Annotated in this window: 25 protein-coding genes; 16 read left to right on the top strand and 9 right to left on the bottom strand. The window is 44.3% G+C overall.

The features are described 5' to 3' along the window. The first annotated feature begins 52 nt into the window (after nt 1-52). The 14 genes from C1G49_RS07225 (at nt 53) to C1G49_RS07160 (ending at nt 11,803) form a co-directional block, all read left to right on the top strand. Nucleotides 53-487 (top strand): MarR family winged helix-turn-helix transcriptional regulator, encoded by a 435-nt coding sequence (locus C1G49_RS07225; protein ID WP_105125159.1) that lies wholly within the window; start codon nt 53-55, stop codon nt 485-487. Beyond that, on the top strand, nt 484-1,461 hold the full coding sequence (locus C1G49_RS07220) for a beta-ketoacyl-ACP synthase III (RefSeq protein WP_105125158.1): 978 nt from the start codon (nt 484-486) through the stop codon (nt 1,459-1,461). Before C1G49_RS07225 ends, C1G49_RS07220 begins: the two co-directional genes overlap by 4 nt. A gap of 58 nt (nt 1,462-1,519) precedes the next feature. Then, nucleotides 1,520-1,744 carry an acyl carrier protein gene (locus tag C1G49_RS07215; RefSeq protein WP_002938891.1) on the top strand — a complete coding sequence of 75 codons (225 nt, stop codon included), beginning with the start codon at nt 1,520-1,522 and terminating at the stop codon, nt 1,742-1,744. Between the two features lie 167 nt (nt 1,745-1,911). Beyond that, nucleotides 1,912-2,877, top strand: coding sequence for an enoyl-[acyl-carrier-protein] reductase FabK (gene fabK / locus C1G49_RS07210; protein WP_105125157.1), 966 nt, complete (start codon nt 1,912-1,914; stop codon nt 2,875-2,877). A 1-nt stretch (nt 2,878) separates the two neighbouring features. Continuing rightward, nucleotides 2,879-3,799 (top strand): ACP S-malonyltransferase, encoded by a 921-nt coding sequence (fabD, locus tag C1G49_RS07205; RefSeq protein ID WP_105125156.1) that lies wholly within the window; start codon nt 2,879-2,881, stop codon nt 3,797-3,799. A gap of 9 nt (nt 3,800-3,808) precedes the next feature. Next, nucleotides 3,809-4,543: a 3-oxoacyl-[acyl-carrier-protein] reductase gene (fabG, locus tag C1G49_RS07200; protein ID WP_105125155.1), complete on the top strand. Its 735-nt coding sequence runs from the start codon at nt 3,809-3,811 to the stop codon at nt 4,541-4,543. A 13-nt stretch (nt 4,544-4,556) separates the two neighbouring features. Then, nucleotides 4,557-5,792, top strand: a complete 1,236-nt coding sequence (gene fabF, locus C1G49_RS07195; RefSeq protein WP_105125154.1) for a beta-ketoacyl-ACP synthase II — start codon at nt 4,557-4,559, stop codon at nt 5,790-5,792. Continuing rightward, entirely contained in the window at nt 5,793-6,269 is a 477-nt protein-coding gene (gene accB, locus C1G49_RS07190; RefSeq protein ID WP_105125153.1) for an acetyl-CoA carboxylase biotin carboxyl carrier protein, read from the top strand. It begins immediately after the preceding gene. Next, nucleotides 6,266-6,688 carry a 3-hydroxyacyl-ACP dehydratase FabZ gene (gene fabZ, locus C1G49_RS07185; protein WP_009910704.1) on the top strand — a complete coding sequence of 141 codons (423 nt, stop codon included), beginning with the start codon at nt 6,266-6,268 and terminating at the stop codon, nt 6,686-6,688. The genes accB and fabZ overlap by 4 nt, the downstream gene beginning before the upstream one ends. Nucleotides 6,689-6,981: 293 nt before the next feature. Further along, on the top strand, nt 6,982-8,349 hold the full coding sequence (locus tag C1G49_RS07180; RefSeq protein WP_105125152.1) for an acetyl-CoA carboxylase biotin carboxylase subunit: 1,368 nt from the start codon (nt 6,982-6,984) through the stop codon (nt 8,347-8,349). 284 nt (nt 8,350-8,633) lie between these two features. Then, on the top strand, nt 8,634-9,500 hold the full coding sequence (accD, locus tag C1G49_RS07175) for an acetyl-CoA carboxylase, carboxyltransferase subunit beta (RefSeq protein ID WP_105125151.1): 867 nt from the start codon (nt 8,634-8,636) through the stop codon (nt 9,498-9,500). Next, nucleotides 9,497-10,270 carry an acetyl-CoA carboxylase carboxyl transferase subunit alpha gene (locus tag C1G49_RS07170; RefSeq protein WP_105118530.1) on the top strand — a complete coding sequence of 258 codons (774 nt, stop codon included), beginning with the start codon at nt 9,497-9,499 and terminating at the stop codon, nt 10,268-10,270. Before accD ends, C1G49_RS07170 begins: the two co-directional genes overlap by 4 nt. Before the next feature lie 143 nt (nt 10,271-10,413). Further along, nucleotides 10,414-11,076, top strand: a complete 663-nt coding sequence (locus tag C1G49_RS07165) for a CPBP family intramembrane glutamic endopeptidase (RefSeq protein ID WP_238595858.1) — start codon at nt 10,414-10,416, stop codon at nt 11,074-11,076. Nucleotides 11,077-11,134: 58 nt separating this feature from the next. Beyond that, nucleotides 11,135-11,803 (top strand): CPBP family intramembrane glutamic endopeptidase, encoded by a 669-nt coding sequence (locus C1G49_RS07160; protein WP_105125149.1) that lies wholly within the window; start codon nt 11,135-11,137, stop codon nt 11,801-11,803. 45 nt (nt 11,804-11,848) lie between these two features. Here the strand turns inward: C1G49_RS07160 and C1G49_RS07155 are convergent, their stop codons facing one another. The 7 genes from C1G49_RS07155 to C1G49_RS07125 all read right to left on the bottom strand — a co-directional run bounded on the left by C1G49_RS07155 (nt 11,849) and on the right by C1G49_RS07125 (nt 17,819). After that, nucleotides 11,849-12,064: a PspC domain-containing protein gene (locus C1G49_RS07155; protein ID WP_105118527.1), complete on the bottom strand. Its 216-nt coding sequence runs from the start codon at nt 12,062-12,064 to the stop codon at nt 11,849-11,851. A gap of 11 nt (nt 12,065-12,075) precedes the next feature. Then, a complete protein-coding gene (gene serS / locus C1G49_RS07150) occupies nt 12,076-13,350 on the bottom strand; it encodes a serine--tRNA ligase (protein ID WP_105125148.1) in 1,275 nt (424 codons plus the stop codon). A 215-nt stretch (nt 13,351-13,565) separates the two neighbouring features. Next, complete coding sequence (locus C1G49_RS07145; RefSeq protein ID WP_105118525.1) at nt 13,566-13,940, bottom strand: DUF956 family protein; 375 nt, start codon at nt 13,938-13,940, stop codon at nt 13,566-13,568. Nucleotides 13,941-14,003: 63 nt separating this feature from the next. Then, the gene (locus C1G49_RS07140) at nt 14,004-14,915 is read right to left on the bottom strand and encodes a PTS system mannose/fructose/sorbose family transporter subunit IID (RefSeq protein WP_105125147.1); all 912 of its coding nucleotides are present in this window, start codon (nt 14,913-14,915) and stop codon (nt 14,004-14,006) included. A 21-nt stretch (nt 14,916-14,936) separates the two neighbouring features. Further along, nucleotides 14,937-15,743 carry a PTS mannose/fructose/sorbose transporter subunit IIC gene (locus C1G49_RS07135; RefSeq protein WP_105118523.1) on the bottom strand — a complete coding sequence of 269 codons (807 nt, stop codon included), beginning with the start codon at nt 15,741-15,743 and terminating at the stop codon, nt 14,937-14,939. A gap of 49 nt (nt 15,744-15,792) precedes the next feature. Further along, nucleotides 15,793-16,782 carry a PTS sugar transporter subunit IIB gene (locus tag C1G49_RS07130; RefSeq protein WP_105118522.1) on the bottom strand — a complete coding sequence of 330 codons (990 nt, stop codon included), beginning with the start codon at nt 16,780-16,782 and terminating at the stop codon, nt 15,793-15,795. 224 nt (nt 16,783-17,006) lie between these two features. Continuing rightward, nucleotides 17,007-17,819 (bottom strand): Cof-type HAD-IIB family hydrolase, encoded by an 813-nt coding sequence (locus tag C1G49_RS07125; protein WP_105125224.1) that lies wholly within the window; start codon nt 17,817-17,819, stop codon nt 17,007-17,009. Nucleotides 17,820-18,048: 229 nt separating this feature from the next. Between C1G49_RS07125 and C1G49_RS07120 the strand changes: the two genes are divergently transcribed. Continuing rightward, nucleotides 18,049-19,509, top strand: a complete 1,461-nt coding sequence (locus C1G49_RS07120) for an NCS2 family permease (RefSeq protein ID WP_105114015.1) — start codon at nt 18,049-18,051, stop codon at nt 19,507-19,509. Nucleotides 19,510-20,157: 648 nt separating this feature from the next. On the opposite strand, the gene metF is transcribed toward C1G49_RS07120, so the two are convergent. Then, nucleotides 20,158-21,045 carry a methylenetetrahydrofolate reductase [NAD(P)H] gene (gene metF, locus C1G49_RS07115; RefSeq protein WP_105125146.1) on the bottom strand — a complete coding sequence of 296 codons (888 nt, stop codon included), beginning with the start codon at nt 21,043-21,045 and terminating at the stop codon, nt 20,158-20,160. Between the two features lie 3 nt (nt 21,046-21,048). Continuing rightward, a complete protein-coding gene (gene metE, locus C1G49_RS07110) occupies nt 21,049-23,298 on the bottom strand; it encodes a 5-methyltetrahydropteroyltriglutamate--homocysteine S-methyltransferase (RefSeq protein ID WP_105125145.1) in 2,250 nt (749 codons plus the stop codon). Between the two features lie 374 nt (nt 23,299-23,672). Here metE and C1G49_RS07105 point away from each other — a divergent pair, with 374 nt between their 5' ends. Beyond that, nucleotides 23,673-24,362 (top strand): gamma-glutamyl-gamma-aminobutyrate hydrolase family protein, encoded by a 690-nt coding sequence (locus tag C1G49_RS07105; RefSeq protein ID WP_105118517.1) that lies wholly within the window; start codon nt 23,673-23,675, stop codon nt 24,360-24,362. The last annotated feature ends 129 nt before the right edge of the window (nt 24,363-24,491 follow it).

The raw sequence follows: 24,491 nt of genomic DNA, 5'->3' as shown, positions 1-24,491 counted from the left end.
AATCAAATTATTTTAGCTTATACTTTGATTATCAAAGTAAAGGAGACCTGTTTTGGAAGATTCAAAAATAAATGAATACCTGACCGCTATATTTAATAATGTGTTGGTAATTGAAGAAACAAGTCTTCGTGGCAGTCGCTTCAATGATATTTCCATTAAGGAGATGCACACAATCGATGTCATTGGTGGTATGGATGGAGCGACGCCGAGCGATGTGGCTCGTACTTTGATGGTCACACTTGGTACGGTGACGACCAGTCTAAATAATTTAGAACGAAAAGGATACGTTGAGCGGATTCGTTCTACTAAAGATAGACGGGTAGTTCATCTTTATTTGACTAAGAAAGGACGCCTGGTTTATCGCTTGCACCAACGTTTTCATAATGAAATGGTCAAGCAAATTACAGACGGAATGGATGAGGCTGAGTTCCAAGTGATGAAAAAAGGGCTCTTCAAACTCTATAATTTCTTGGAGGATTTGAAATGAGAACCTTCGCTAAAATCAGTCAGGTTGCCCACTATGTTCCTGAACAGGTCGTGAGCAATGATGATTTAGCACAGATCATGGATACCAGCGACGACTGGATTGCTTCGCGGACGGGTATTCGTCAAAGACGGATTGTTGTAGATGAAAATACCAGCGATTTAGCTAGTCAGGTTGCCCAAGACCTGCTAGACAAGTCGGGGCTGGCTGCTGAAGCCATTGACTTTATCATTGTTGCTACCATTACACCAGATTCAGCTATGCCGTCAACGGCAGCACGGGTTCAGGCGGCAATCGGTGCTAAGAAGGCATTTGCCTATGACCTAGTCGCAGCTTGTTCGGGGTTTGTGTTTGCACTATCCACCGCAGACAAACTAATTTCCTCTGGGATTTACCAAAAGGGAATTGTGATTGGAGCGGAGGTCTTGTCCAAGACAGTTGACTGGACAGATCGTGGAACTGCAGTCTTGTTTGGAGATGGTGCTGGTGGGGTTTTGCTTGAAGCTAGTCCTGAGCAGCATTTTCTAGCAGAAATCAATCGAACAGATGGCAGTCGTGGCCTTAGTTTAACTTCTGGTCAGACGGGTCTGCATTCTCCCTTTTCAAAAGAAGGAAGCCACCAGCCTTATTTGCAGATGGACGGCAGAGCGATTTTCGAGTTTGCTGTTCGCGATGTGACCAAGACCATCGCAGAGCTACTAGACAGTCAGGGTTTGACTGGTGATGAGGTGGATTACTTCCTGCTTCATCAGGCCAATAGTCGGATTTTGGACAAGATGGCACGCAAGCTGGGCCTTGGCATTGAGAAATTTCCAGCCAATATGATGCACTATGGCAATACCAGTGCAGCCAGCATTCCCATTCTTTTATCAGAATGTGTGGAAGCAGGGAGCTTGCGCTTGGATGGTAGCCAAACGGTTGTGTTGGCAGGCTTTGGTGGCGGCCTGACTTGGGGAACGCTACTACTGAAACTTTAGTTAATTCCTTGCCTTAGGCAAGATTTTAAAAATTTTTTTATCAAAAAGGAGCACTATCATGGCAGTATTTGAAAAAGTACAAGAAATCATCGTTGAAGAATTGGGTAAGGATGCTGAAGAAGTAACCCTTACAACAACATTTGAAGATTTGGATGCAGATTCATTGGATCTTTTCCAAGTTATCTCTGAAATCGAAGATGCATTCGACATCCAAATCGATACTGAAGAAGGTTTGACAACTGTAGGTGACTTGGTTGCTTATGTTGAAGAAAAAACTAAATAAGATTTCGATAGAAAAGTGCTGGTGAGCATTTTTCTTTGGATAGATAGTTTGATATTCAAAACATTGAAACATCAAACTAATTATTGAGTGAGGGCTTTGCCCTCGCTTGTTTAGCTAATTGTTTGATATTCAAATGATTAGCTAAGCAAAGAAAGAATGAGGGAAGTATGAAAACAAAGATTACAGAATTACTAAACATTGATTATCCAATTTTCCAAGGTGGGATGGCCTGGGTTTCAGACGGTGACTTGGCTGGTGCGGTTTCAAATGCTGGTGGTCTGGGCATCATCGGTGGGGGAAATGCTCCCAAAGAGGTCGTCAAGGCAAATATTGATAAGGTGAAGTCTATCACAGACAAGCCTTTCGGGGTCAATATCATGCTTTTGTCTCCTTTTGCGGACGATATCGTTGACTTGGTCATCGAAGAAGGGGTCAAGGTGGTGACGACAGGTGCGGGCAATCCTGGTAAATACATGGAACGCTTGCATGCAGCTGGTATTATTGTGATTCCAGTAGTTCCTAGTGTGGCTCTTGCCAAACGTATGGAAAAACTGGGTGTGGATGCCGTCATCGCTGAAGGAATGGAAGCAGGTGGTCACATCGGTAAATTGACCACCATGACTCTGGTCCGCCAGGTTGTTGAAGCCGTATCGATTCCTGTTATCGCAGCGGGCGGTATTGCAGATGGTGCAGGTGCTGCCGCAGCCTTTATGTTGGGTGCAGAGGCTATTCAAGTGGGGACGCGTTTTGTCGTTGCCAAGGAGTCAAATGCCCACCCAGCCTACAAGGAAAAGGTTCTCAAGGCCAAGGATATTGACACGACTGTTTCTGCCTCCGTTGTCGGACATTCGGTGCGTGCCATTAAGAACAAACTTTCCACAGCCTATGCTGCTGCGGAAAAAGACTTCCTAGCAGGGAAAATTTCTGCAGAATCCATTGAAGAACTTGGGGCAGGTGCCCTTCGCAATGCCGTTGTGGGCGGTGATGTGGTCAATGGTTCGGTCATGGCTGGTCAGATTGCTGGCTTGGTGACCAAGGAAGAAACCTGTGAAGAAATTTTGAAGGATTTATATTTTGGAGCTGCCAAGGTGATTCGTCAAGAGGCGAGTCGCTGGGCATCTGTTGGAGAATAAGATGACAAAAACAGCCTTTCTATTTGCAGGTCAAGGGGCTCAGACACTTGGTATGGCTCGTGACCTCTATGACACTTATCCTATTGTCAAGGAAACCTATGATCAAGCTAGTCAGATTTTGGGCTATGATGTGCGGGACTTGATTGACCACCAGGAAGACAAGCTCAACCAGACCCGCTATACCCAGCCTGCGATTTTGACCACCTCCCTAGCTATCTATCGTTTGTTGGCAGAAAAGGGGATTAAGCCCGACATGGTGGCTGGTCTGTCCTTGGGAGAATATGCAGCCTTGGTTGCTTCAGGTGCTTTGGCCTTTGAAGATGCTATTGCTCTGATTGCCAAACGGGGTGAGTACATGGAAACGGCTGCGCCAGCAGGGACTGGTAAGATGGTCGCTGTCCTCAATGCAGATGTCAACTTGATAGAAGAAGTCTGTTCATCAGTTACCTCTGGGATTGTTTCCCCAGCCAACTACAATACACCAGCCCAAATCGTTATCGGTGGCGAGGTGGCAGCTGTGGATGAGGCGGTGGAAGCCTTGAAGGTAGCGGGTGTCAAACGCATGATTCCCCTCAATGTGTCAGGACCTTTTCACACGGCTCTCTTGCGTCCAGCATCGGAGCAATTGGCTCAGGCCTTGGAAGAAGTGGAATTTGCGGATTTCCAAGTAGAGCTAGTTGGCAATACAGAAGCCAAGGTCATGAAAAAAGAGGACATCCAGTCTCTCTTGACCCGTCAGGTCATGGAGCCGGTTCGTTTTTATGAATCAATCGCAACTATGCAGGCGGCTGGCGTGACCAAATTTATCGAAATCGGTCCAGGCAAGGTCTTGGCAGGTTTTATCAAGAAGATTGATAAGGCAGCTGAGGTTGTGACGGTAGAAGATGCAGCAAGCCTAGAGGGTTTGTTGAGTAGCCAATAAGGAGAAATCATGGAACTTACCAATAAGAATGTGTTTGTAACGGGTTCGAGCCGTGGAATTGGCTTGGCCATTGCCCATAAGTTTGCTAGTTTTGGGGCCAATGTGGTGCTGAACGGTCGTGGTCAGCTGGGGCAGGACTTGCTGGACAGCTTTTCAAGCTACGGTGTCAAAGTCGTGGCTATTTCAGGAGATATTTCTAGCTCGACGGATGCCAAACGAATGGTGGCTGAGGCAGTTGAAGCTCTCGGTAGCGTCGATATCTTGGTCAACAATGCAGGGATTACCAAGGACGGTATGGCCTTGCGAATGACGGAAGAAGATTTCGAAAACGTTTTGAGTATCAACCTAACTGGGACTTTCAACATGACCCAGGCTGTTTTGAAGCCCATGACCAAGGCACGTGAAGGGGCGATTATCAACCTTTCCAGTGTGGTCGGTTTGACTGGAAATGCTGGTCAGGCTAACTATGCCGCTTCTAAGGCGGGTGTGATCGGTTTTACAAAATCCATTGCTCGTGAAGTCGCTAGTCGCAATGTTCGTGTCAATGCCATCGCACCAGGCTTTATCCAGTCAGATATGACAGATGTTCTGTCTGATAAAATCAAGGATGCCATGTTGGGGCAAATTCCTATGAAACGTTTCGGTTTAACGGAAGAAGTAGCGGATGTAGCTGTGTTCTTGGCCAAGCAAGAGTATCTGACAGGTCAGGTCATTGCCATTGATGGCGGTTTGACCATGCAGTAAGAGAGGTTTGAAAATGACAAAACTAAATCGTGTAGTGGTGACAGGCTACGGTCTGACATCTCCAATTGGCAATACGCCAGAGGAATTCTGGGATAGCTTGGTCAATGGCAAGATTGGTATCGGAAAGATTACCAAGTTTGACACTAGCCAGTACACTGTCCATAATGCAGCGGAAATCAAGGATTTTCCATTTGACAAATACTTCGTTAAGAAAGATACCAACCGCTACGACAACTATTCCCTCTATGCTCTCTATGCAGCTCGTGAGGCAGTAGCTAATGCTAATCTTGATACAGAAGCTGTCGACAGTGACCGTTTTGGTGTTATCTTGTCGACTGGTATCGGTGGTATTTTGGAAATTGAAGAGCAAGTGGCTCGGATGAATGAAAAAGGTCCCAAACGGATTCGTCCGATGGCTCTTCCAAAGGCCTTGCCAAACATGGCTGCTGGAAATATTGCTATGCAGGTCGGTGCCAATGGTGTCTGCAAGTGTGTCATCACAGCCTGTGCTTCGTCAAATGATGCCTTGGGTGAAGCCTTCCGTGAAATCAAGTTTGGCTTCCAAGACGTTATGTTGGCAGGTGGTTCAGAAGCGGCTATTACGCCTTTTGCCATCGGTGGTTTCCAGGCTTTGACAGCTATGTCGACAACTGAGGATCCAAGTCGTGCTTCCATTCCTTTTGACAAGGACCGTAATGGTTTTGTCATGGGAGAAGGGGCTGCGGTCTTGGTCTTGGAAAGTTTGGAGCATGCAGAGGCGCGTGGGGCAACCATCTTGGCTGAAATCGTCGGCTATGGAAATACCTGCGATGCCCACCACATGACCTCTCCACACCCAGAAGGTTTGGGTGCTATCAAGGCCATGAAGTTGGCCATTTCAGAAGCAGGTTTGGAGCCAGCTGATATTGACTACATCAATGCCCATGGAACTTCGACACCGGCTAATGAAAAAGGGGAAAGTCAAGCTATCGTATCCGTCTTCGGCAAGAACACGCCAGTTTCTTCCACCAAGTCCTTCACAGGTCACTTGTTGGGTGCGGCGGGTGCCGTTGAAGCGGCGGCTGTTATTGAGGCTATGCGTCATTCTCATGCACCTAAGACAGCAGGTACGACGGAGTTGTCTGACTACATTGAGGCGGATGTCATCTACGGTCAAGGTCGTGACATGGAAATCCGTCATGCCATTTCAAATACATTTGGCTTTGGTGGGCATAATTCAGTCATCGCTTTCAAACGTTGGGAGGTCTAAGTGAATATTACAGAAATTAAGGACCTGATGAGTCAGTTTGACCAGTCAAGTTTGCGAGAATTTTCATATAGCAATGCTGGGGAAACCTTGCATTTCAGTAAAAACCAGCAGGCGACAGTGGCTCCAAGTCCAATCGTAGAAGCTCCGCTTGCTCCAGTAGCTCCTGCAAGCCCAGCCCCTGTGCTAGCAGTTGAAACCAGTGAGCCAGCTCCAGTAGAAGCCAGCTCAGCCCTTGCGGCAGAGGGTGCGGTAGTGGAAAGTCCACTTGTTGGTGTGGCCTATTTGTCACCAGCCCCAGACAAGCCAGCCTTTGTAGCAGTTGGTGATACGGTCAAAAAGGGGCAGACCCTCATGATTATCGAAGCCATGAAGGTCATGAATGAAGTGCCTGCTGATCGTGATGGTATAGTCACAGAGATTTTAGTGGCCAACCAAGATGTTGTAGAATTTGGACAAGGACTGGTACGCATCAAATGATTGATATTGTAAAAATTAAAGAGGCTCTTCCTCATCGCTATCCTATGCTCTTGGTCGATCGTGTCCTTGAAGTTTCGGAAGATGAGATTGTGGCCCTCAAAAATGTGACCATTAACGAGCCCTTCTTCAACGGGCATTTCCCAGACTATCCTGTCATGCCAGGTGTTCTCATCATGGAGGCTTTGGCACAAACCGCAGGTGTCTTGGAATTGTCCAAGGAAGAAAACAAGGGCAAGCTGGTCTTTTATGCCGGCATGGATAAGGTTAAATTTAAGAAGCAAGTTGTACCTGGTGACCAGTTGATTATGACCGCTACATTTGTCAAACGCCGTGGAACCATTGCGGTCGTTGAGGCAAAGGCAGAGGTGGACGGAAAATTGGCTGCGTCTGGGGTGTTGACTTTTGCTATTGGAAAATAATACTCTTCGAAAATCAAACTCAGCCGTTGTTGACTTGATTTGATGAGTGTCAAGCTCCAGTGGAGCTTGACAGCCTGCTACCATAAGATAAGAAAGTAGCAGGAGTATATCTGCTCTTGGAGAAACGAACTTCGTTCGCTCTATCTCCAACCTCCAAGGGTTTCCCAAACCTTTGGAGCTAGCCTGATTTTGATTTTCATTGAGTATGAATCGGTCCATTATTTTGCAAACTAGTTAAGGGCTGAGCTTGTGATAAATAATTATTCTATGTTAAAAAGGAGATAGGATTCATCATGTTTGAGAAGATTTTGATTGCCAATCGTGGTGAGATTGCGGTGCGGATTATTCGTGCGGCCAGAGAGTTAGGGATTGCAACGGTGGCTGTCTATTCAGAGGCGGACAGGGAAGCTCTCCACACCATGTTGGCAGATGAGGCTGTCTGTATCGGCCCAGCCCGTTCGACAGACTCCTATCTCAATATGCAGGCAGTCATCTCGGCGGCTGTTGTGACAGGTGCCCAGGCCATTCATCCTGGCTTTGGATTTTTGAGTGAAAACTCCAAATTCGCCACCCTCTGTGAAGAGGTTGGTATCAAGTTCATCGGACCTTCGGGGACAGTCATGGATACCATGGGAGATAAAATCAATGCACGGGCAGAGATGATTAAGGCCCAAGTCCCTGTCATTCCAGGATCAGACGGCGAAGTTTTGACCAGCCAAGAAGCCCTTGAAATTGCTGAAAAGATTGGTTACCCCGTCATGCTTAAAGCGTCGGCAGGTGGTGGCGGCAAGGGGATTCGTAAGGTTGAAAAAGCCGAAGACCTAGTACCAGCCTTTGAATCAGCTTCCAGCGAGGCCAAGGCTGCCTTTGGCAACGGAGCCATGTACATGGAGCGTGTTGTTTATCCAGCTCGGCATATCGAGGTGCAGATTTTAGCGGACCAACACGGTCATGTCATCCATCTGGGAGAACGGGATTGTTCCCTTCAACGCAACAACCAGAAAGTCTTAGAAGAAGCTCCATCCATCGCCATTGGTCAGACCATGCGGGCTCGCATCGGTCAGGCTGCAGTCCGTGCAGCCCAGTCAGTTGGCTATGAAAATGCGGGAACTATTGAGTTCCTCTTGGACGAAGCCAAAGGCGAATTTTACTTCATGGAAATGAACACACGGGTGCAGGTGGAACATCCTGTTACCGAATTTGTCACTGGTGTGGATATTGTCAAGGAGCAAATCAAGATCGCGGCTGGGCAGGAACTCAGTGTCCGCCAAGAAGAAGTGAAGATTACTGGTCATGCCATTGAATGCCGCATCAATGCTGAAAATCCAGCCTTCAATTTTGCCCCAAGTCCAGGTAAGATTTCCAATCTCTACCTGCCAAGCGGTGGTGTTGGTTTGCGTGTGGATTCGGCAGTTTACCCTGGCTACACCATTCCGCCCTACTATGATTCGATGATAGCCAAGGTCATCGTGCATGGGGAAAATCGTTTTGAAGCCCTGATGAAGATGCAGCGAGCCCTCTATGAATTGGAAATTGACGGAGTGGTGACCAATACAGACTTCCAGCTGGACTTGATTTCCGACAAGCGTGTGGTGGCAGGTGATTACGACACTGCCTACCTCATGGAAGAATTTTTACCCCGCTATCAAGCAGAATTATAGTCTTTTAGTTTACTTTTAGTACTAGGCAACGAGCCACAGGCATAACTCAATGCTTTCTTGTTTCTAGGTGACCAGCTGATGTACTTCGCTTTTTTGTTTTCAGGCTCAGGTACGAATAGTCCACCGGACTATTCGTATCCCCCAGACTGTTTCAATCAGGCAAGGCGAGTTCAAATACTCCTGTGGAGTGTTTGAAGTTGGAAATAGGGAAACGAAGTTTCCTCATTCGTTGAAGTAATAAAAGTCAACTAAATGACGATAAAAAAGTAAACTAGGAGAATGCTATGGCTTTGTTTCGCAAAAAGGACAAATATATCCGCATCAATCCCAATCGTTCGCGGATAGAGTCAGCACCTCAAGCAAAGCCAGAGGTGCCAGATGAACTATTTTCTAAATGTCCAGCTTGTAAGGTCATCCTTTACAAGAATGATTTGGGATTAGAGAAAACCTGTCAACACTGTTCCTATAATTTTCGGATTACAGCCCAGGAACGCCTGGCTTTGACAGTCGATAAAGGCTCGTTCGAGGAATTGTTTACAGGGATTGAAACCACAAATCCGCTGGACTTCCCCAATTATTTAGAGAAATTGGCAGCCACCCGTCAAAAGACAGGTTTGGACGAGGCTGTTCTGACAGGCAAGGCGACCATCGGCGGTCAGCCAGTTGCCCTTGGCATCATGGATTCGCACTTTATCATGGCTTCTATGGGAACGGTAGTTGGTGAGAAAATTACCCGCCTCTTTGAGTTGGCTACTGAAGAGAAACTGCCAGTCGTCCTCTTTACCGCATCTGGTGGTGCTCGCATGCAGGAAGGCATTATGAGCCTGATGCAAATGGCCAAGATCTCGGCAGCTGTAAAACGCCATTCCAACGCTGGCCTCTTTTACCTGACGGTCTTGACAGACCCCACAACAGGAGGTGTGACGGCTAGTTTTGCTATGGAAGGCGATATTATCCTAGCAGAACCGCAGACCTTGGTTGGTTTTGCAGGACGGCGGGTTATTGAGTCAACCGTTCGGGAAAATCTACCTGACGATTTCCAGAAGGCGGAATTTTTACAGGAACATGGTTTTGTCGATGCCATTGTCAAACGCCAGGACTTGCCAGCGACCATTAGTCGCTTGTTGAGAATGCATGGAGGTGTCAGATGACCAGTGATGTAGCACGTATGATCCGTTTGGCACGTGACCAGGCTCGCCTGACGACCTTGGACTATGCCACACAACTCTTTGATGACTTTATCGAACTGCACGGCGATCGGAATTTCCGCGATGACGGTGCTGTAGTGGGTGGCATCGGCTTTCTAGCAGGTCAGCCAGTGACAGTTATCGGTATCCAAAAAGGGAAGAACCTTCAGGACAACCTTAAACGCAACTTTGGTCAGCCTCACCCAGAAGGCTACCGCAAGGCTCTTCGTCTCATGAAACAGGCGGAAAAGTTCGGCCGTCCCGTTGTCACCTTTATCAATACCGCTGGAGCCTATCCAGGTGTCGGTGCCGAGGAGCGTGGACAGGGAGAGGCCATTGCTCGCAACCTCATGGAGATGAGCGACCTCAAGGTGCCCATTATCGCCATTATCATCGGCGAGGGAGGATCTGGTGGAGCCCTTGCCCTAGCAGTCGCAGACCAGGTCTGGATGCTGGAAAACTCCATGTACGCCGTCCTCAGCCCTGAAGGTTTCGCCTCTATCCTCTGGAAAGACGGCAGTCGGGCCATGGAAGCGGCAGAACTCATGAAGATCACTTCTTACGAGTTGGAGAAACTCCAAGTGGTCGATCGGGTTGTTTTGGAAAATGGCAGAGCGACCAAGGAAGTCTTGGCTGACATCAAGGAAAATCTGGTCAGCCACTTGGCTCAACTACAAGCCTTGCCACTTGATGAGCTACTCGAAAATCGCTATCAACGCTTTAGAAAATACTAGGAAGACCTAGTATTTTTTTCTTGGTTTTTATTGACAAAATATTTGTATTGTTGTAAAATTGTTTTATATAAATGATACAAAATATATAGGCGTCAGGATATATTCTATATTGTCAATGTTCTGTAGTAGTTAAGGAGATTGGTGTGGAAAAATTTAGGTATAACATGAAGTGGCTTGGTCGGAAACTTTGGATATTATTGAGAGTTTTTGGTTTTATGATGCTTGCGGTTCTTCCAGATTTGATTTTGGATGCGTCTTCTTCGCCAGTAGCTCAATATGTTGCAGGTCTGATCTCACTGATTGTGCTTGCGTTTATGTGCTGGAGGGCTGAAAGGAATGGAATTGCCATTTGGGATAAAAAAATCCTGACCTGGAAGGGCTTTGGGATTGTAGCACTAACATTTTCCATTGCTTATTTAAGTAAAAAGCTAGGTTATTTTATTATGGATCTCCAAGGGATTGAGGATACTGCCAATCAGATGGATATTGAAATGATTTTGGAGAAGATTCCAGCTTGGCTAGCCTTCATAAATTTTGTATGTCTACCTGCTATTTCAGAAGAAATAATTGTTAGAGGTTATCTGTTCAAGAAGTTATTTGAAAAGTACAAGGTTTTGGGAATTGTAGTATCTGGCTTGATTTTTGCCTTCTTGCATGAACCGACAGATTTGGGTTCTTGGATTATTTATGCAAGCCCGGGTTTCTTATTGGGCTACCTCTATTACAAAACTGACTATCTTATCTACCCCATTGCAGTACATTTTATCAATAACGCTTGGGCCTTTTTGGCTTACTATTATCTATAGTTTTTGAACAGGAAGGTATAGACATGGACTATATGAAGAAGTGGTTAGGAGTTTGGAAATGCTAGAAACATTCAGTCAACGATTGGAATGGATTTGTAGGAAAATCTGGATTTTACTGCTGGCCTTTCTATTGTTGCTTCTCGATCATATTCCAGTTTCCATATTGGAACAATCAACCTCGCAAGTCGCTCAATGGACTGCAGGCCTATTTTCTATTGGAATTATGGTCTTTATGTGTTGGTTGGCAGAAAGGAAAGGGCTCACCATTTGGGATAGAAAAATCTTAACTTGGAAGGGTCTGAGTATTGTTCTTTTAACCTATATTGTGGCCCAGTTATTCAAGTATCTCGGGCAGTTTATCATGGACCTTCAAGGGATTGAAGATACTGCAAATCAGATTGGCATTGAAAAGCTGTTACAAACGATACCCTTTTGGTTAGCCTTTGTAAGAATAGCCTGTCAGGCAGCCATTACCGAGGAAATCATTGTCAGAGGCTATCTATTCAAAAAGTTATTTGAAAAGCACAAGATACTAGGAATTGTAGTATCTGGTTTGATTTTTGCCGTCTTACATGGACCGACAGATTTGGGTTCTTGGATCATTTATGCCAGCCCAGGATTTTTAATGGCTTATCTCTACTACAAGACAGATTACCTCATCTATCCCATGGCAGTGCATTTTATCAATAATGGCTGGTCGGTGGTGGCTTTCTACTATTTTCAATAAGGGAAACGAAAAGACGATTCCGTTCGGAGTCGTCTTTTGTGTGCTTTAGGTGAGTTCAGACTTGTCTGGTAAAAGTATAGCCAGAATGATGTAGGCAGTTAGAAAGGGTAGGTTGGTCACAATAGCTAATATAATGACCACTAAACGAACGTTCTCTAATTTCCAACCGTAGTTTTCATATAGGTCAAAGTAGTCATAAAGTCCTGCGATAACGCCAGCCAGTTCACCACGACTTTTGTCCTTATACCATTTCTTGTTCATCTTCCTTACTCCTAAGGTTTAATCACGTCAACCCCACCCATGTATGGACGGAGAACTTCTGGAATAGTGACAGAGCCGTCTTCGTTTTGGTAGTTTTCAAGAATGGCAGCTACGGTACGACCAACTGCTAGACCAGAACCGTTGAGGGTGTGGAGCAATTTGACCTTGCCGTCAGCAGCATCGCGGTAGCGGATTTGGGCGCGGCGAGCTTGGAAATCTTCTGTGTTAGAACAGCTTGAGATTTCACGGTAGGCATTTTGGGCAGGAATCCAGACTTCCAAGTCATAGGTCTTAGCTGCTGAGAAGCCCATATCGCCTGTACAGAGGGCCAAAACACGGTAAGGCAAGCCTAGTTTTTGAAGGATATTCTCTGCGTTTGCGGTCATTTTTTCTAATTCATCATAAGACTGTTCTGGTGTGGCAAATTTGACCATTTCAACCTTGTGGAATTGGTGAAGGCGGATAAGACCACGGGTGTCACGACCAGCAGAACCAGCTTCAGAACGGAAAGACGGGCTCATAGCAGTGAAGTAGATTGGCAGGTCTTTTTCTTCCAAAATCTCGTTACGGTAGTAGTTGGTCAACGGCACTTCCGCAGTTGGGATGAGGACGAAGTTGGTATCTGCCAACTCAAAAGTATCTTCCTTGAATTTAGGATATTGACCAGTACCGAACATAGAGTCATGGTTGACCATGTAAGGCGTGATGATTTCCTGGTAGCCTTCTGCGATATGCTCGTCCAACATGAAGTTGTAGAGGGCACGTTCTAAGCGAGCACCTAAGTTCTTGTAGAAGAGGAAGCGGGCTCCGGTTACTTTTGCCCCACGTTCCCAGTCCAAAATATCCAGGTCTTCGCCCAAATCCCAGTGAGCTTTTGGCTCGAAAGTGAATTCACGAGGTGTTCCCCAACGACGAACCTCCACGTTTTCTTCTTCATCTGCACCAACAGGAACAGAATCGTGCGGCGTATTTGGAAGAACTGCAAGGATGGCATTTAGTTTTTCGTCGATTTCCAAAAGCTGAGCGTCCAAGTTTTTCACGTCTGCAGACAATTTCTGCATGGCAGCAATCTTTTCGTCTGCATTTTCCTTGTTGCGTTTTGCTTGGGCAATCTCCGCAGAAACGGTGTTGCGCTCTGCTTTTAATTCTTCTACAGTAACCAAGATTTCACGGCGTTTTGCATCCAATTCCTTGATGTTTGCCAAGGTTTCAGCAGCCACATCACGAGTAGCAAGTTTAGCAGCCACTCCGTCAAAATCTGTACGAATACGTTTGATATCTAGCATAGATGTCTCCTTTTGAATAAAAAAACACAGAATGAGAGATGCTGGAGCGATATTTACCGCGGTTCCATCCAGCTTCACATTCTGTGCACTTTAAGTATGTCATTTTTAGCCAACGGTAGAATTTCATATCCCTTGTTTATCTGCTCACAGCGACCGCAGACTTTCTGAAAAACGCCTGATACTACTTATCCGTTTGTCTTATTATACTTGATTTTTTATTTTTTTGCAAATAGATTTGAGATTTTCTGTCCTAGAATTTGCAGGAGAGTTGGCAGTTTGACAACTTTCTCATTGCCAATATGTTCACGAGCAATTTTTAGGATTTTACCAGAATCTTTAGAAGCAAACAGGAACTTGCCACTATCAGTATAGACTTCGAAGTGGCGACTGATTTTCTTGTTGGAAACATTGGCACCGATTTGATCGATAGATGTCCAAGGAATTTGAACGTAATTTTCAACGTTGTTATCAGCATAAAATTCCAGAGCTTGATCACCTAGCAGGAACTTGCCAACCGTTCCACCTGCAAGACTGAGATAGGAAACGCCTGTTGTGGATAGTTCGACGTGTTTGTTTAATGATTGTGCCATAGTTACCTCATTTCTTGTTTAATTATACCATAAAACCCCGCATGAGCGGGGTTTCTTAATGGATTACATAATTCCAAGTAGGCGAGCTGCGATACCGAATGCGAACAAACCAACGATGATAGTGATTGGAGAAACTTTTTTCTTCAACAACCACATACATAGGAAGGTAAGAAGCAAGTGCATGAAGCCTGGGATAAGACCGTCCAAGTTTTGTTGGAAAGTAGTAACTTTAGTTGGAGTTTGTGACAAACCTTGACCAACCAATTCAAAGGCTTTTTGGATACCTTCGTAGCCTTCTGGCAATTTGTCCCACTCGATGTAAGCACCTTCTGAGAGTGGAACTTCAGAAACCGTGAAGTTGAAGCCGATAGATACCCAACGTTGAGCAAGTACGGCAAGGATGAACATACCGAGGATAGAAGCCCCTTTAGTGATGTCTTGGAGGATACCACCTGACATATCTTTAGTGATTTCTTTACCTGATTTGTAACCAAACTCTTGAGTGTACCATAGGAAGCCCATACGGATAGCATTCCAAAGACCGAAGAAGAGGATTGGACCAAGGATGTTACCTGATACAGCAAGTGAAGCACCTAGGGCACCGAGGATAGGACGTACTGTAAACCAGAATACTGGGTCACCGATACCAGCGAGAGGTCCCATCATACCGATTTTCACACCTTGGATAGCAGCGTCATCGATGTCAGCACCGTTTGCACGCTCTTCTTCAAGGGCAAGTGTTACACCGACGATAGGTGCAGCAACGTATGGGTGTGTGTTAAAGAATTCCATGTGGCGTTTAAGAGCCGCAATTTGATCTTCTTTCTTAGTGTAAAGTTTTTTGATAGCTGGAACCATTGTGTAAGCCCAACCCAAGTTTTGCATACGCTCAAAGTTCCATGATGCTTGAAGGAAGGTTGAACGCCAGCAAATCGCTTTACGATCTTTTACTGAAAGTTGAATTTTTTCTGTCATGATTGTGTTCTTCCTTTCTTCTTAGTAGTCTTCTAGGATGTCGCCGATTGGATCGTTAGAACCAGCTCCGCCACCGTTTCCACCTTTTTTAGAAAGGTTAAGGTAGATGAAGGCAAGAGATACACCGATAGCACCAAGAGCGATAAGTGTCAATTGGCTAACAGCAGCAAGAGCGAAACCGATAGCGAAGAATGGCCATACTTCGCGAGTAGCCATCATGTTGATAACCATAGCGAAACCTACGGCAACAACCATACCACCACCGACGTTCATACCACCTGACAACCAAGCTGGCATAGATTCAAGAGCAGCTTGAACAGCCTCAGTTGGGATAGCAAGAAGAAGGGCTGCAGGAACAGCAATACGAAGACCTTGAAGTGAAAGAGCGATCAAGTGGTAGCGCTCAAGTGCACCGAAATCACCGCGTTCTGCAGCAGCATCAGCACCGTGTACAAGGGCAACAGATGCAGTACGCACAAGCATTGTAAGGAAAAGACCTGCAACAGCAAGAGGGATAGCAAGACCTTGAGCAACTGAGATAGCAGTTGCTGAGAAGTCACCACCCTTAATCAAGATGATAGCGGCAGCAACAGAAGCAAGGGCAGCGTCTGGTGCAATCGCAGCACCGATGTTTGACCAGCCAAGAGCAACAAGTTGGAGAGTTCCTCCAAGCATAACACCAGCTGTTAGGTTACCGGTAACAAGACCGATGAGGGTACATGCAACGATTGGTTGATGGAATTGGAATTGGTCAAGGACACCTTCCATACCTGCAAGAAAGGCCACAAAAACGACCAAAATTGCAGAAATAATTGAAATATCTGACATATTTATAATCCTTTCATATTTCTGATAATCACACAGTGTTAATCAGTTATTATTTAACATCTGCCTTGTTAATCAAGTCAAACAAATCTTTTGGTGAATCGTTTGGAACTTTACGGACATCGAATTTGACACCAAGTTCACGCAAGCGTTCAAAGGTTGCAACATCGTCCTTATCCATAGAAAGAACAGTGTTCACCATTGTTTTACCTGTTGAGTGAGCCATAGAACCAACGTTCAATTCCTTGATTTCTACGCCACCTTCGATTGCTTCAAGAGCTTCTTGAGGTGTTTCAAAGAGAATCAAAGCGTGTGTGTTACCGAAGCGAGGATCTTTAGAAACCTCAATCAGTTTCTTGATAGGAACAACGTTTGCTTTAACGTTTCCTGGAGCCGCTTGCTTGATCAATTGCTTACGAAGGTCGTCTTGTGCAACTGTATCTGAAGCGACGATGATACGGTCAGCCTTAGAAGCTGGAGTCCAAGCAGTAGCGACCTGACCATGCAAGAGACGAGTATCGATACGAGCCAAGTTGATTTTCAACTTACCATCACCGATAACAGTTCCTGGTGGGATTGCTCCTTTAGGTGCTTGAGCAGCACTTGCAGCTGGAGCAGCCTCAGCTGGTTGAAGTTCTTCTGGAAGAACCTTGATACCATCTTTGGCTTCCTTGATAATGTTTGCGGCAACCTTTTCAACCCCCGCAGATGCATCCATTAGACGCTCTGTGTAGGCTTGAATTAGCATTGGCAAGTTAAGTCCAGTGATGATGGCAAATTTACGGTCTGGACGTTCGCCAGCAACGCGACTTGCTTGGTTAAATGGAGAACCACTCCAAAGGTCCGCCAATACCAACACTTCATCATCAGCATCGAATGAGTCAACAGCTGCATTGAGCTTAGCATATAAATCATCTGGTCCTTCACTTGGCATAAAAGTTACAACTTGAACTTTTTCTTGTTCGCCAAAAATCATTTGACCAGACTGATGAATGCCAGCAGCAAATTCACCATGACTTGCAATAATGATTCCAATACTCATTATTGTTCCCCCTAAATTTTTTCTAGTTCCTTTGAAATGTAAAACTAATGAATAGGCTTACATTTTCTTGAACTTGTATATTATAAAACGTTTTCATATCATTTGTCAAGCAAATTTGTGTTAAAAACAGAAAAAATTTCCGAAAGGTTTACATACTCTTTTCAGAAATATGTTGCTAACTGTGCAAAATAAAAGAAAAAAACTGACAGAATCAGCTTTTTCTTCTATAGAAATAATTTCTCCAATTCCTTTGCCACGCCATCTTCAACATTGGTAAATTCAGTTAGGCAGTCTGCATGAGGGCGGAGGGTATCGCTACAATTTTTCATGGCAAAACTGGTACCTGCTAGTTCTAGCATTTCGACGTCATTGTGCTCATCGCCAAATGCAACTAAATCGCTAGGACTGGCCTGGAAGAGTTCCAAGACGTAGCTAAGGGCGGTAGCCTTGTTGACTCCTTTGGCACAGGTTTCTAGGATGTTCAAGGGACCACCCCAAGTATTGATCTCTAACTCATCATTAAAGTAAGATTTCATTTCCTTTGCAAGTTGATACTTATCTGTAGCCCGTGTTTGCATGAGGATGGAGTGGGGGTCACTGGTAATCAGTTCGGGTTTAATGAGGGTTTCTGGGGTAATTTGCTCCACTCCCATAAGGGCAGGGTCGATTTTATCCAGATGTTTTTGCGTAATGAAGAATTTATTTTTGTATTCTCCAGCGATAAAATCGGCTTCAAAATGTTCTTCTTCTTTTAAAAACTCGAGCAGGTATTTTTTATCAATGAGAATATTTTTTTCCCACGCCCATTTTTTTCCAGGAAGATGGATAAGGGAACCGTTGAAGTTAATCATAGGGGTATCCAATTCTAACTGGTGGTAGAACTGTTCTGCCATACGGTAGGGACGGCCTGTCGCGATTAAAATAGTATGTCCAGCCTCTTTTACCTTTTTAATAGTAGAAATTGTGTAGTCACTCAGCTGGCTATCTTGATTTAGTAAGGTGCCGTCTAGATCAATAGAAATAATTTTTTTCTTCATACTTGAATGATCCTTTTCAAAACTAATAAGTTCCAGTATATCAAAATGCTCAAAGAAAAGCAAAAAACCAACCATTTTTAAGGAAAGTAGAGAGGAAGAGGATGAATGTTCGTTATTCACGTACGATAAATTAGAAAACAACATTTTTATACATAAATTACTTGAAGTATAAAAACGATTTGTATATAATAGCTATATCGTTCGTAAATAAAAGGAGAATAATTGAAAAATGGAACAGTTTTTTAAACTAAAAGAACATGGGACGACCGTTTCGACTGAAATCATGGCTGGTCTTACGACTTTCTTTGCTATGAGTTATATTTTGTTTGTTAACCCAAGCATCCTTAGTGTTGCTGGTATGCCAACCCAAGCAGTCTTCCTAGCAACCATTATTGCTAGTGCTGTTTCAACGCTTGTCATGGGGCTCTTTGCCAATGTTCCTTATGCCTTGGCACCAGGTATGGGACTTAACGCCTTCTTTACCTACACCGTTGTTATCGGTCTAGGCTTTACCTGGCAAGAAGCTTTGGCTATGGTTTTCCTTTGTGGTTTGTTTAATATCTTTATTACTGTTACCAAGGTTCGTAAGAGTATCATCAAGGCTATTCCAATTAGCTTGCAACACGCTATCGGTGGTGGTATCGGTGTATTCGTTGCCTACCTTGGTTTCAAAAACTCTAACTTGATTACCTTCTTGACATCTGGTTCTGATATTATTACGGTCAACGGAGTTGCTCCTGCAGATGCGACAGCAGAAACCTTCGCAAATGGTGTCTTCTCTGTATTTGCTGGTGGTGGTGTCGTACCTGGCATTTCAACTTTCACTGACCCAAGTGTTCTTTTGACAGTATTTGGTCTTCTTTTGACAGCTGTCTTGGTGATAAAAAATGTTCGTGGTGCGATTTTGATTGGTATTATCGCAACAACCTTGGCAGGAATTCCAGCAGGTGTAGTAGACCTTTCTACAATTGACTTGGCTAATAACAATATTGGAACTGCCTTTGCTGAGTTGGGTACAACTTTCCTAGCAGCTTTCGGTGGTTTGTCTTCTCTCTTTGCTGACTCAAGCCGTCTGCCACTTGTTTTGATGACTATCTTTGCTTTCAGCTTGTCAGACACCTTTGATACACTTGGTACCTTTATCGGTACAGGTCGCAAGACTGGTATTTTCTCAGAAGAAGATGAGAAAGCTCTTGAAAACGGTACTGGATTTAACTCTAAGATGGACAAGGCTCTCTTTGCAGACGCTATCGGTACATCAATCGGTGCCCTCTTTGGTACATCAAATACGACAACTTACGTTGAATCTGCAGCAGGTATCTCTGCGGGTGGTCGTACTGGTTTGACAGCTGTAACGACAGCCGTTCTCTTCTTGCTTTCAATTCTTATCTTGCCATTTATCGGCATTGTCCCAGCAGCTGCAACAGCTCCAGCCTTGATCATCGTCGGTGTTATGATGGTTTCATCATTCCTTGATGTTGATTGGAGCCACTTCGAAGATGCTCTTCCAGCCTTCTTTGCAGCCTTCTTCATGGCCCTTTGCTTCTCTATCTCATACGGTATTGCAGCAGCTTTCATCTTCTATTGCTTGGTAAAAATTTCAACTGGTAAAACAAAAGAAATCCACCCAATCCTTTGGGGAGCAACTGCTCTCTTCATTCTTAACTTTATCATTCTTGCCTTCTTGTAAGAAGATAAACAACTAACATTTATATATCTGAGCTGACTGCGTTGAGTGGTCAGCTTTTGTATTTGCTTATTATTTGTTCGAGAAGAAGTAGTCATTTCGGTTAGCGAAGGCTTCCAGTTACTGTTCTCGATTAGGTAGACTTTTGTAAAAGTTATCGCTATTTAGTTTTCTATTTATTGCTATAATATTTCTTGTATTCTATCACCTGTCGATATCAGATTGGAGTTTGTAATTTTGTTTCTATATCTCTAATCTCTTAACCTTGTTTGCGAGTTTTGGGCTCGGGTAAAATCAATCCTTGGACACTTATCCTACCGAATTTTGAACTTGCCTTGTTTCACTCTGTCAAATAGAGGCTGTTCAAGACATCTAGTGGGCTGTTTCAAGTTCACCTATAAATATGAAAGAATTGGTTTATGTCAGTGGAATTTGATGAAGAGGCCTCAAAAACATTATCTATATTTTGGGGAGTGAGAAGGGTTTAGGAAGTGTTGACAAATTTTTCTTCCTGATACTGCTGGAAATGGCATTTGTCCTGTCTATTTTATTTGAATGCCTATCACTTATCTCAATCATATTTGGGTTTCTTGCCATCGAAAAAAGACTTGGAAGGTGTCTTCTAAAACACTTTTCAAGTCTTTTGATGTTCTATCTACCAGTTACGCTTGATAAATTTCCTTGGTAGTGGTTAAAGAGAGAGTGTGTAGCCTTGTGGACATAACGGGCAGTTTCCGCGTTGTTCATGGTGTAAAGATGGACACCTGCGACATCATTGGTTACCAAATCGACAATCTGATCAACGGCATAGGCTAGACCTGCTGCACGGAGGGATTCAGGATTGTGCTCGTATTTTTCTAAGATAGCCTTGAACTTACGTGGAAGACGAATATTTTCGCAGGTTTTCAAGAGGCGAAGTGCCTGATTCCTGTTGATGATAGGCATGATGCCTGCAATAATCGGCACTTCGATGTCTGCTAGATGGCATTTCTCTTGAAACTCATAGAAAGCTTCGTTATCGAAGAAGAGTTGGGTTACCAAGCTTGAGCAACCAGCATCCACTTTCTTTTTCAAATTCTTGATGTCAGATACAGAGTTTGGTGACTCAGGGTGAACTTCAGGATAGCAAGCTCCGATGATGTCAAAGTGAGGGGCCTCTTGCTTGATAAAGGAGATGAGGTCCGTTGCATAGCGGAAATCTTCTTTTGGAGGCAGGCCATCAATAATGTCACCACGAAGTGCTAGAATTTGATGAACACCGACTTCATCAAGAGATTGAAGTACAGATTTGACCTTGTCATTGGTCAGGTAGGCCGCTGGTAGATGGGCAATGGTTGGAATTCCCAACTCATTGCGAACATGGTTGACCAGGCGAACAGTCGTTTCTTCAATATTGAGGTTATTATTGCTACAGGTAACGCTGATAAAATGAGGGGCCAAACCCTGCATCTGATCAAGGGTTTGGATAATCTTTTCATTGCCTACTTCTGGTTTTGGAGGAAAAATTTCAAATGAGAGACTTGGGGTTTGACCGATCATAAATTAGAGTTCCTTTCTGGCTGCCTTAGCTGCTTGGGTCAAGTGGATAAGGCTAGCTTTTGTTTCTGATTCGCCACGCGTTTTCAGTCCGCAGTCTGGATTGATCCAAACTTTTTCTTTCGGTACTTTGGCAAGGATGGCTTGAATAGTGTGTGCAATTTCATCAACTGCAGGTACTCGTGGAGAGTGGATGTCATAGACACCAGGGCCAACCTGAGTTTGGAAATTCTTAGCTTTGAGTTCATCTAGAATCACGAGATTAGAACGGCTAGCTTCAAAGGAAATCACATCCGCATCCATGTTGTCGATGGCAGGAATGATGTCTGTAAATTCGCTATAGCACATGTGAGTGTGGATTTGAGTATCTGGTGCAACAGTTGAGTGTACCAAACGGAAGGCAGGGATTGCCCAGTCAAGGTACTCGCTGTACCAGTCGCTACGACGGAGTGGTAATTTTTCACGAAGGGCTGCTTCGTCAATTTGGATAATTTTGATACCTGCTGCTTCAAGGTCGAGAACTTCTTCCTTGATAGCAAGGGCAATTTGAAGGGTTGATTCCTTGATAGAAATGTCTTCACGTGGGAAGGACCAGTTGAGGATGGTTACAGGACCTGTCAACATCCCTTTGACTGGTTTATTGGTACGACTTTGAGCATAGCTAGACCATTTAACAGTAATTGGGTTCAAGCGAGTGACATCACCCCAGATGATTGGTGGTTTTACGCCACGAAGTCCATAAGATTGAACCCAACCGTTCTTACTGAAGAGGTAGCCAGATAGGTTTTCACCGAAGTATTCAACCATGTCGTTGCGTTCAAATTCACCGTGAACGAGTACATCGAAGTCAACTTCTTCCTGCCACTTAATCCACTCATCCGTGCGAGCTTCTACAAAGGCATCGTATTCGGCTTCGGTGATTTCTCCACGGCGGAAAGCCAAACGTGTGCTACGGACATCCTTGGTTTGAGGGAAAGAACCGATCGTAGTGGTTGGAAGTAGTGGCAAGTTCAATTTCTCGCGTTGGATAGCTTCACGTTCCGCAAAGACTGGAAGACGAGTGTAGTCTGCATCAGTCAAACCCGCCAAGCGGTCTGCAAGGGCTGCATCACGACCAACACGCTCAAGGGCAAAGAGCTCCTTGTTGGCTGTGAGAGCCGCTTCCCCTTGACCATTACGGATAGCATCCAAGTCACGCAGCTCGCTCAATTTTTCAACCGCAAAGGCGAAGTGGTTGAGGATGGCAGGCTCAAAGATTTCATTAGCTGTTGTAAATGGTACATGAAGAAGGGAACATGAAGTTGTTAGAACAATATTTTCAGCTGGGATAGCCTCCAAAATAGTTAGGCTCTTTTCATAGTTGTTTCGCCAGATATTTTTACCGTTGACGATACCTGCATAGAGAGTTTTATCAGCTGGGAAGCCTGTCGCTACAAGTGTAGCCGTTTCCTTACCTTCTACAAAGTCAAGACCGATGGCATCGACTGGTAGGTTTGTCAATTCAGTGTAAATATCACGCACATCGCCGAAGTAGGTTTGGATAAGGACTTGCAAGCCTTTCTTGTCTGCCAAGAGAGTTTGGTAGATGTTGAGGAAAAGGGCTTTTTCTTCATCAGTCAAATCCTTGACCAAGCTAGGCTCGTCCAACTGGATTTTTTCAGCGCCAAGTTCTGCCAATTTTGCAAATACTTGTCCGTAGGCAGCAACCAAGCTATCTGCTACATCTTCAGCTTTCACACCTTCTTCAAAGTCAGTTAATTGTAAGAGCGTGAATGGACCAATAAGGACTGGACGAGTAGTGATACCCAAGTCTTTTGCTTCTTGGAATTCGTCGAAAATCTTGTGACCAGCTAGTTTGATGTCAGTGTCTTTTTCAATAGCTGGAACGATATAGTGGTAGTTGGTGTTGAACCATTTTTTCATTGGTCTAGCACGAACATCACCCTTATCTCCTTGATAGCCACGCGCCAAAGCGAAGTATTTTTCAAGGTCAGTCAAGTCTAAGTCCTGAACAGCTTTTGGCACGATGTTGAAGAGAACAGCTGCATCCAAAACATTGTCATAGTGAGAGAAGTCGTTGCTTGGGATTTCAGTAATGCCTGCTTCTTTAACAATAGTCCAGTGCTTAGCACGCAAGTCTTTAGCTGCTGTCAAGAGTTCTTCTTGTGGAATTTCATTTCTAAAGTATTTTTCAGTGATAAATTTTAATTCGCGGTTTTCTCCGATACGTGGGAAGCCGATAATAGTTGTCGTCATGGGATTTCCTCCAAAAATATTTCTATGTTCTTATCCTAACAGAAAAAATCCCACTTGTATAATTGGAAAAAATTAGGGTATGTTATAAGTTTTGGCTATAACAAGCTGGGACGGGATGGGTTTAGACACTCTTTCTTCTATATAAAAGCCTGAAATACGGCTATTTATTCCTATCGTATTTTTGGGTCTTGGAACTGGTATAGTTTTTTCTTATGTGGGAGATAGGTTTTATCTATGAGATGGTAGAGAGGAATTGAAATCATGATTTATATGTATCCTTGATAAATATTTTTTAATCGGTCTATAAAACTTCTATATTAGACAGACTTGGCTGGTCGTGTTACAATGTAGAAAATCACAGAAAGGAGTTTTTTATGGGAAAGGTGATTATTGGTATTTCAGGTAATGAGCAAGAATTTCCAACAAAATCTGGTCGCGTTTATGTAACGGTAGCGCGTGAATTGGCAGATAGTGTCCGTCAGGCTGGTGGTGTGCCACTGGTTATTCCCATGGGAACTCCGGACTTAGCCAAGGATTATATCGATATGATTGACAAGTTGATTTTATCCGGTGGTCAGCATGTGGATCCAAGTTTGTATGGTCAAAAACGTTTGATAGATAGTGAGGATTACCTCTTGGAGCGGGATGAGTTTGAATTGGCCTTGATTAAAGAAGCGATTCGGCAAGGAAAACCAATTTTTGCAGTCTGCCGAGGGATGCAGTTGCTCAATGTCGCTTTAGGTGGAAGTTTGGAACAGGAAGTGGCTGACCATTGGCAAGAGGATATAGAAGGAACTTCGCATCGTTTGCAGGTTAAACCTAAAAGTCGTGTCAGTCAATTGTTCGCACAGGGCAGTCAAATCAATTCCTTTCATCATCAACGGATCAAGGATTTGGCGCCAGGCTTAGTGGCAACTGGACTAGATCCACGAGATGGGACCATTGAGGTCTATGAAAGCAAGGGGAAACAGGCCTTGTTTGGTATTCAATGGCACCCAGAGTTTTTATACAAGGATTGTAAGCAGCACAGAGATTTGTTTCAGTATTTGGTGGATGTGTTTTAAGAGGGAAATGACTTCCCTCTTTTTATTATCAATTCTTATAATTGCAAGGGTATTTGTTATAAGTAAAAGTTATAACATTCTATAAGAAAAGCCAATTAGCCAGATAGTCTTTTCTGTGTTAAGATAGAT

The sequence above is a fragment of the Streptococcus suis genome, assembly GCF_002960625.1.
Taxonomy (GTDB): domain Bacteria; phylum Bacillota; class Bacilli; order Lactobacillales; family Streptococcaceae; genus Streptococcus; species Streptococcus suis_T.
This window is presented reverse-complemented; position numbering and strand designations above follow the sequence as displayed.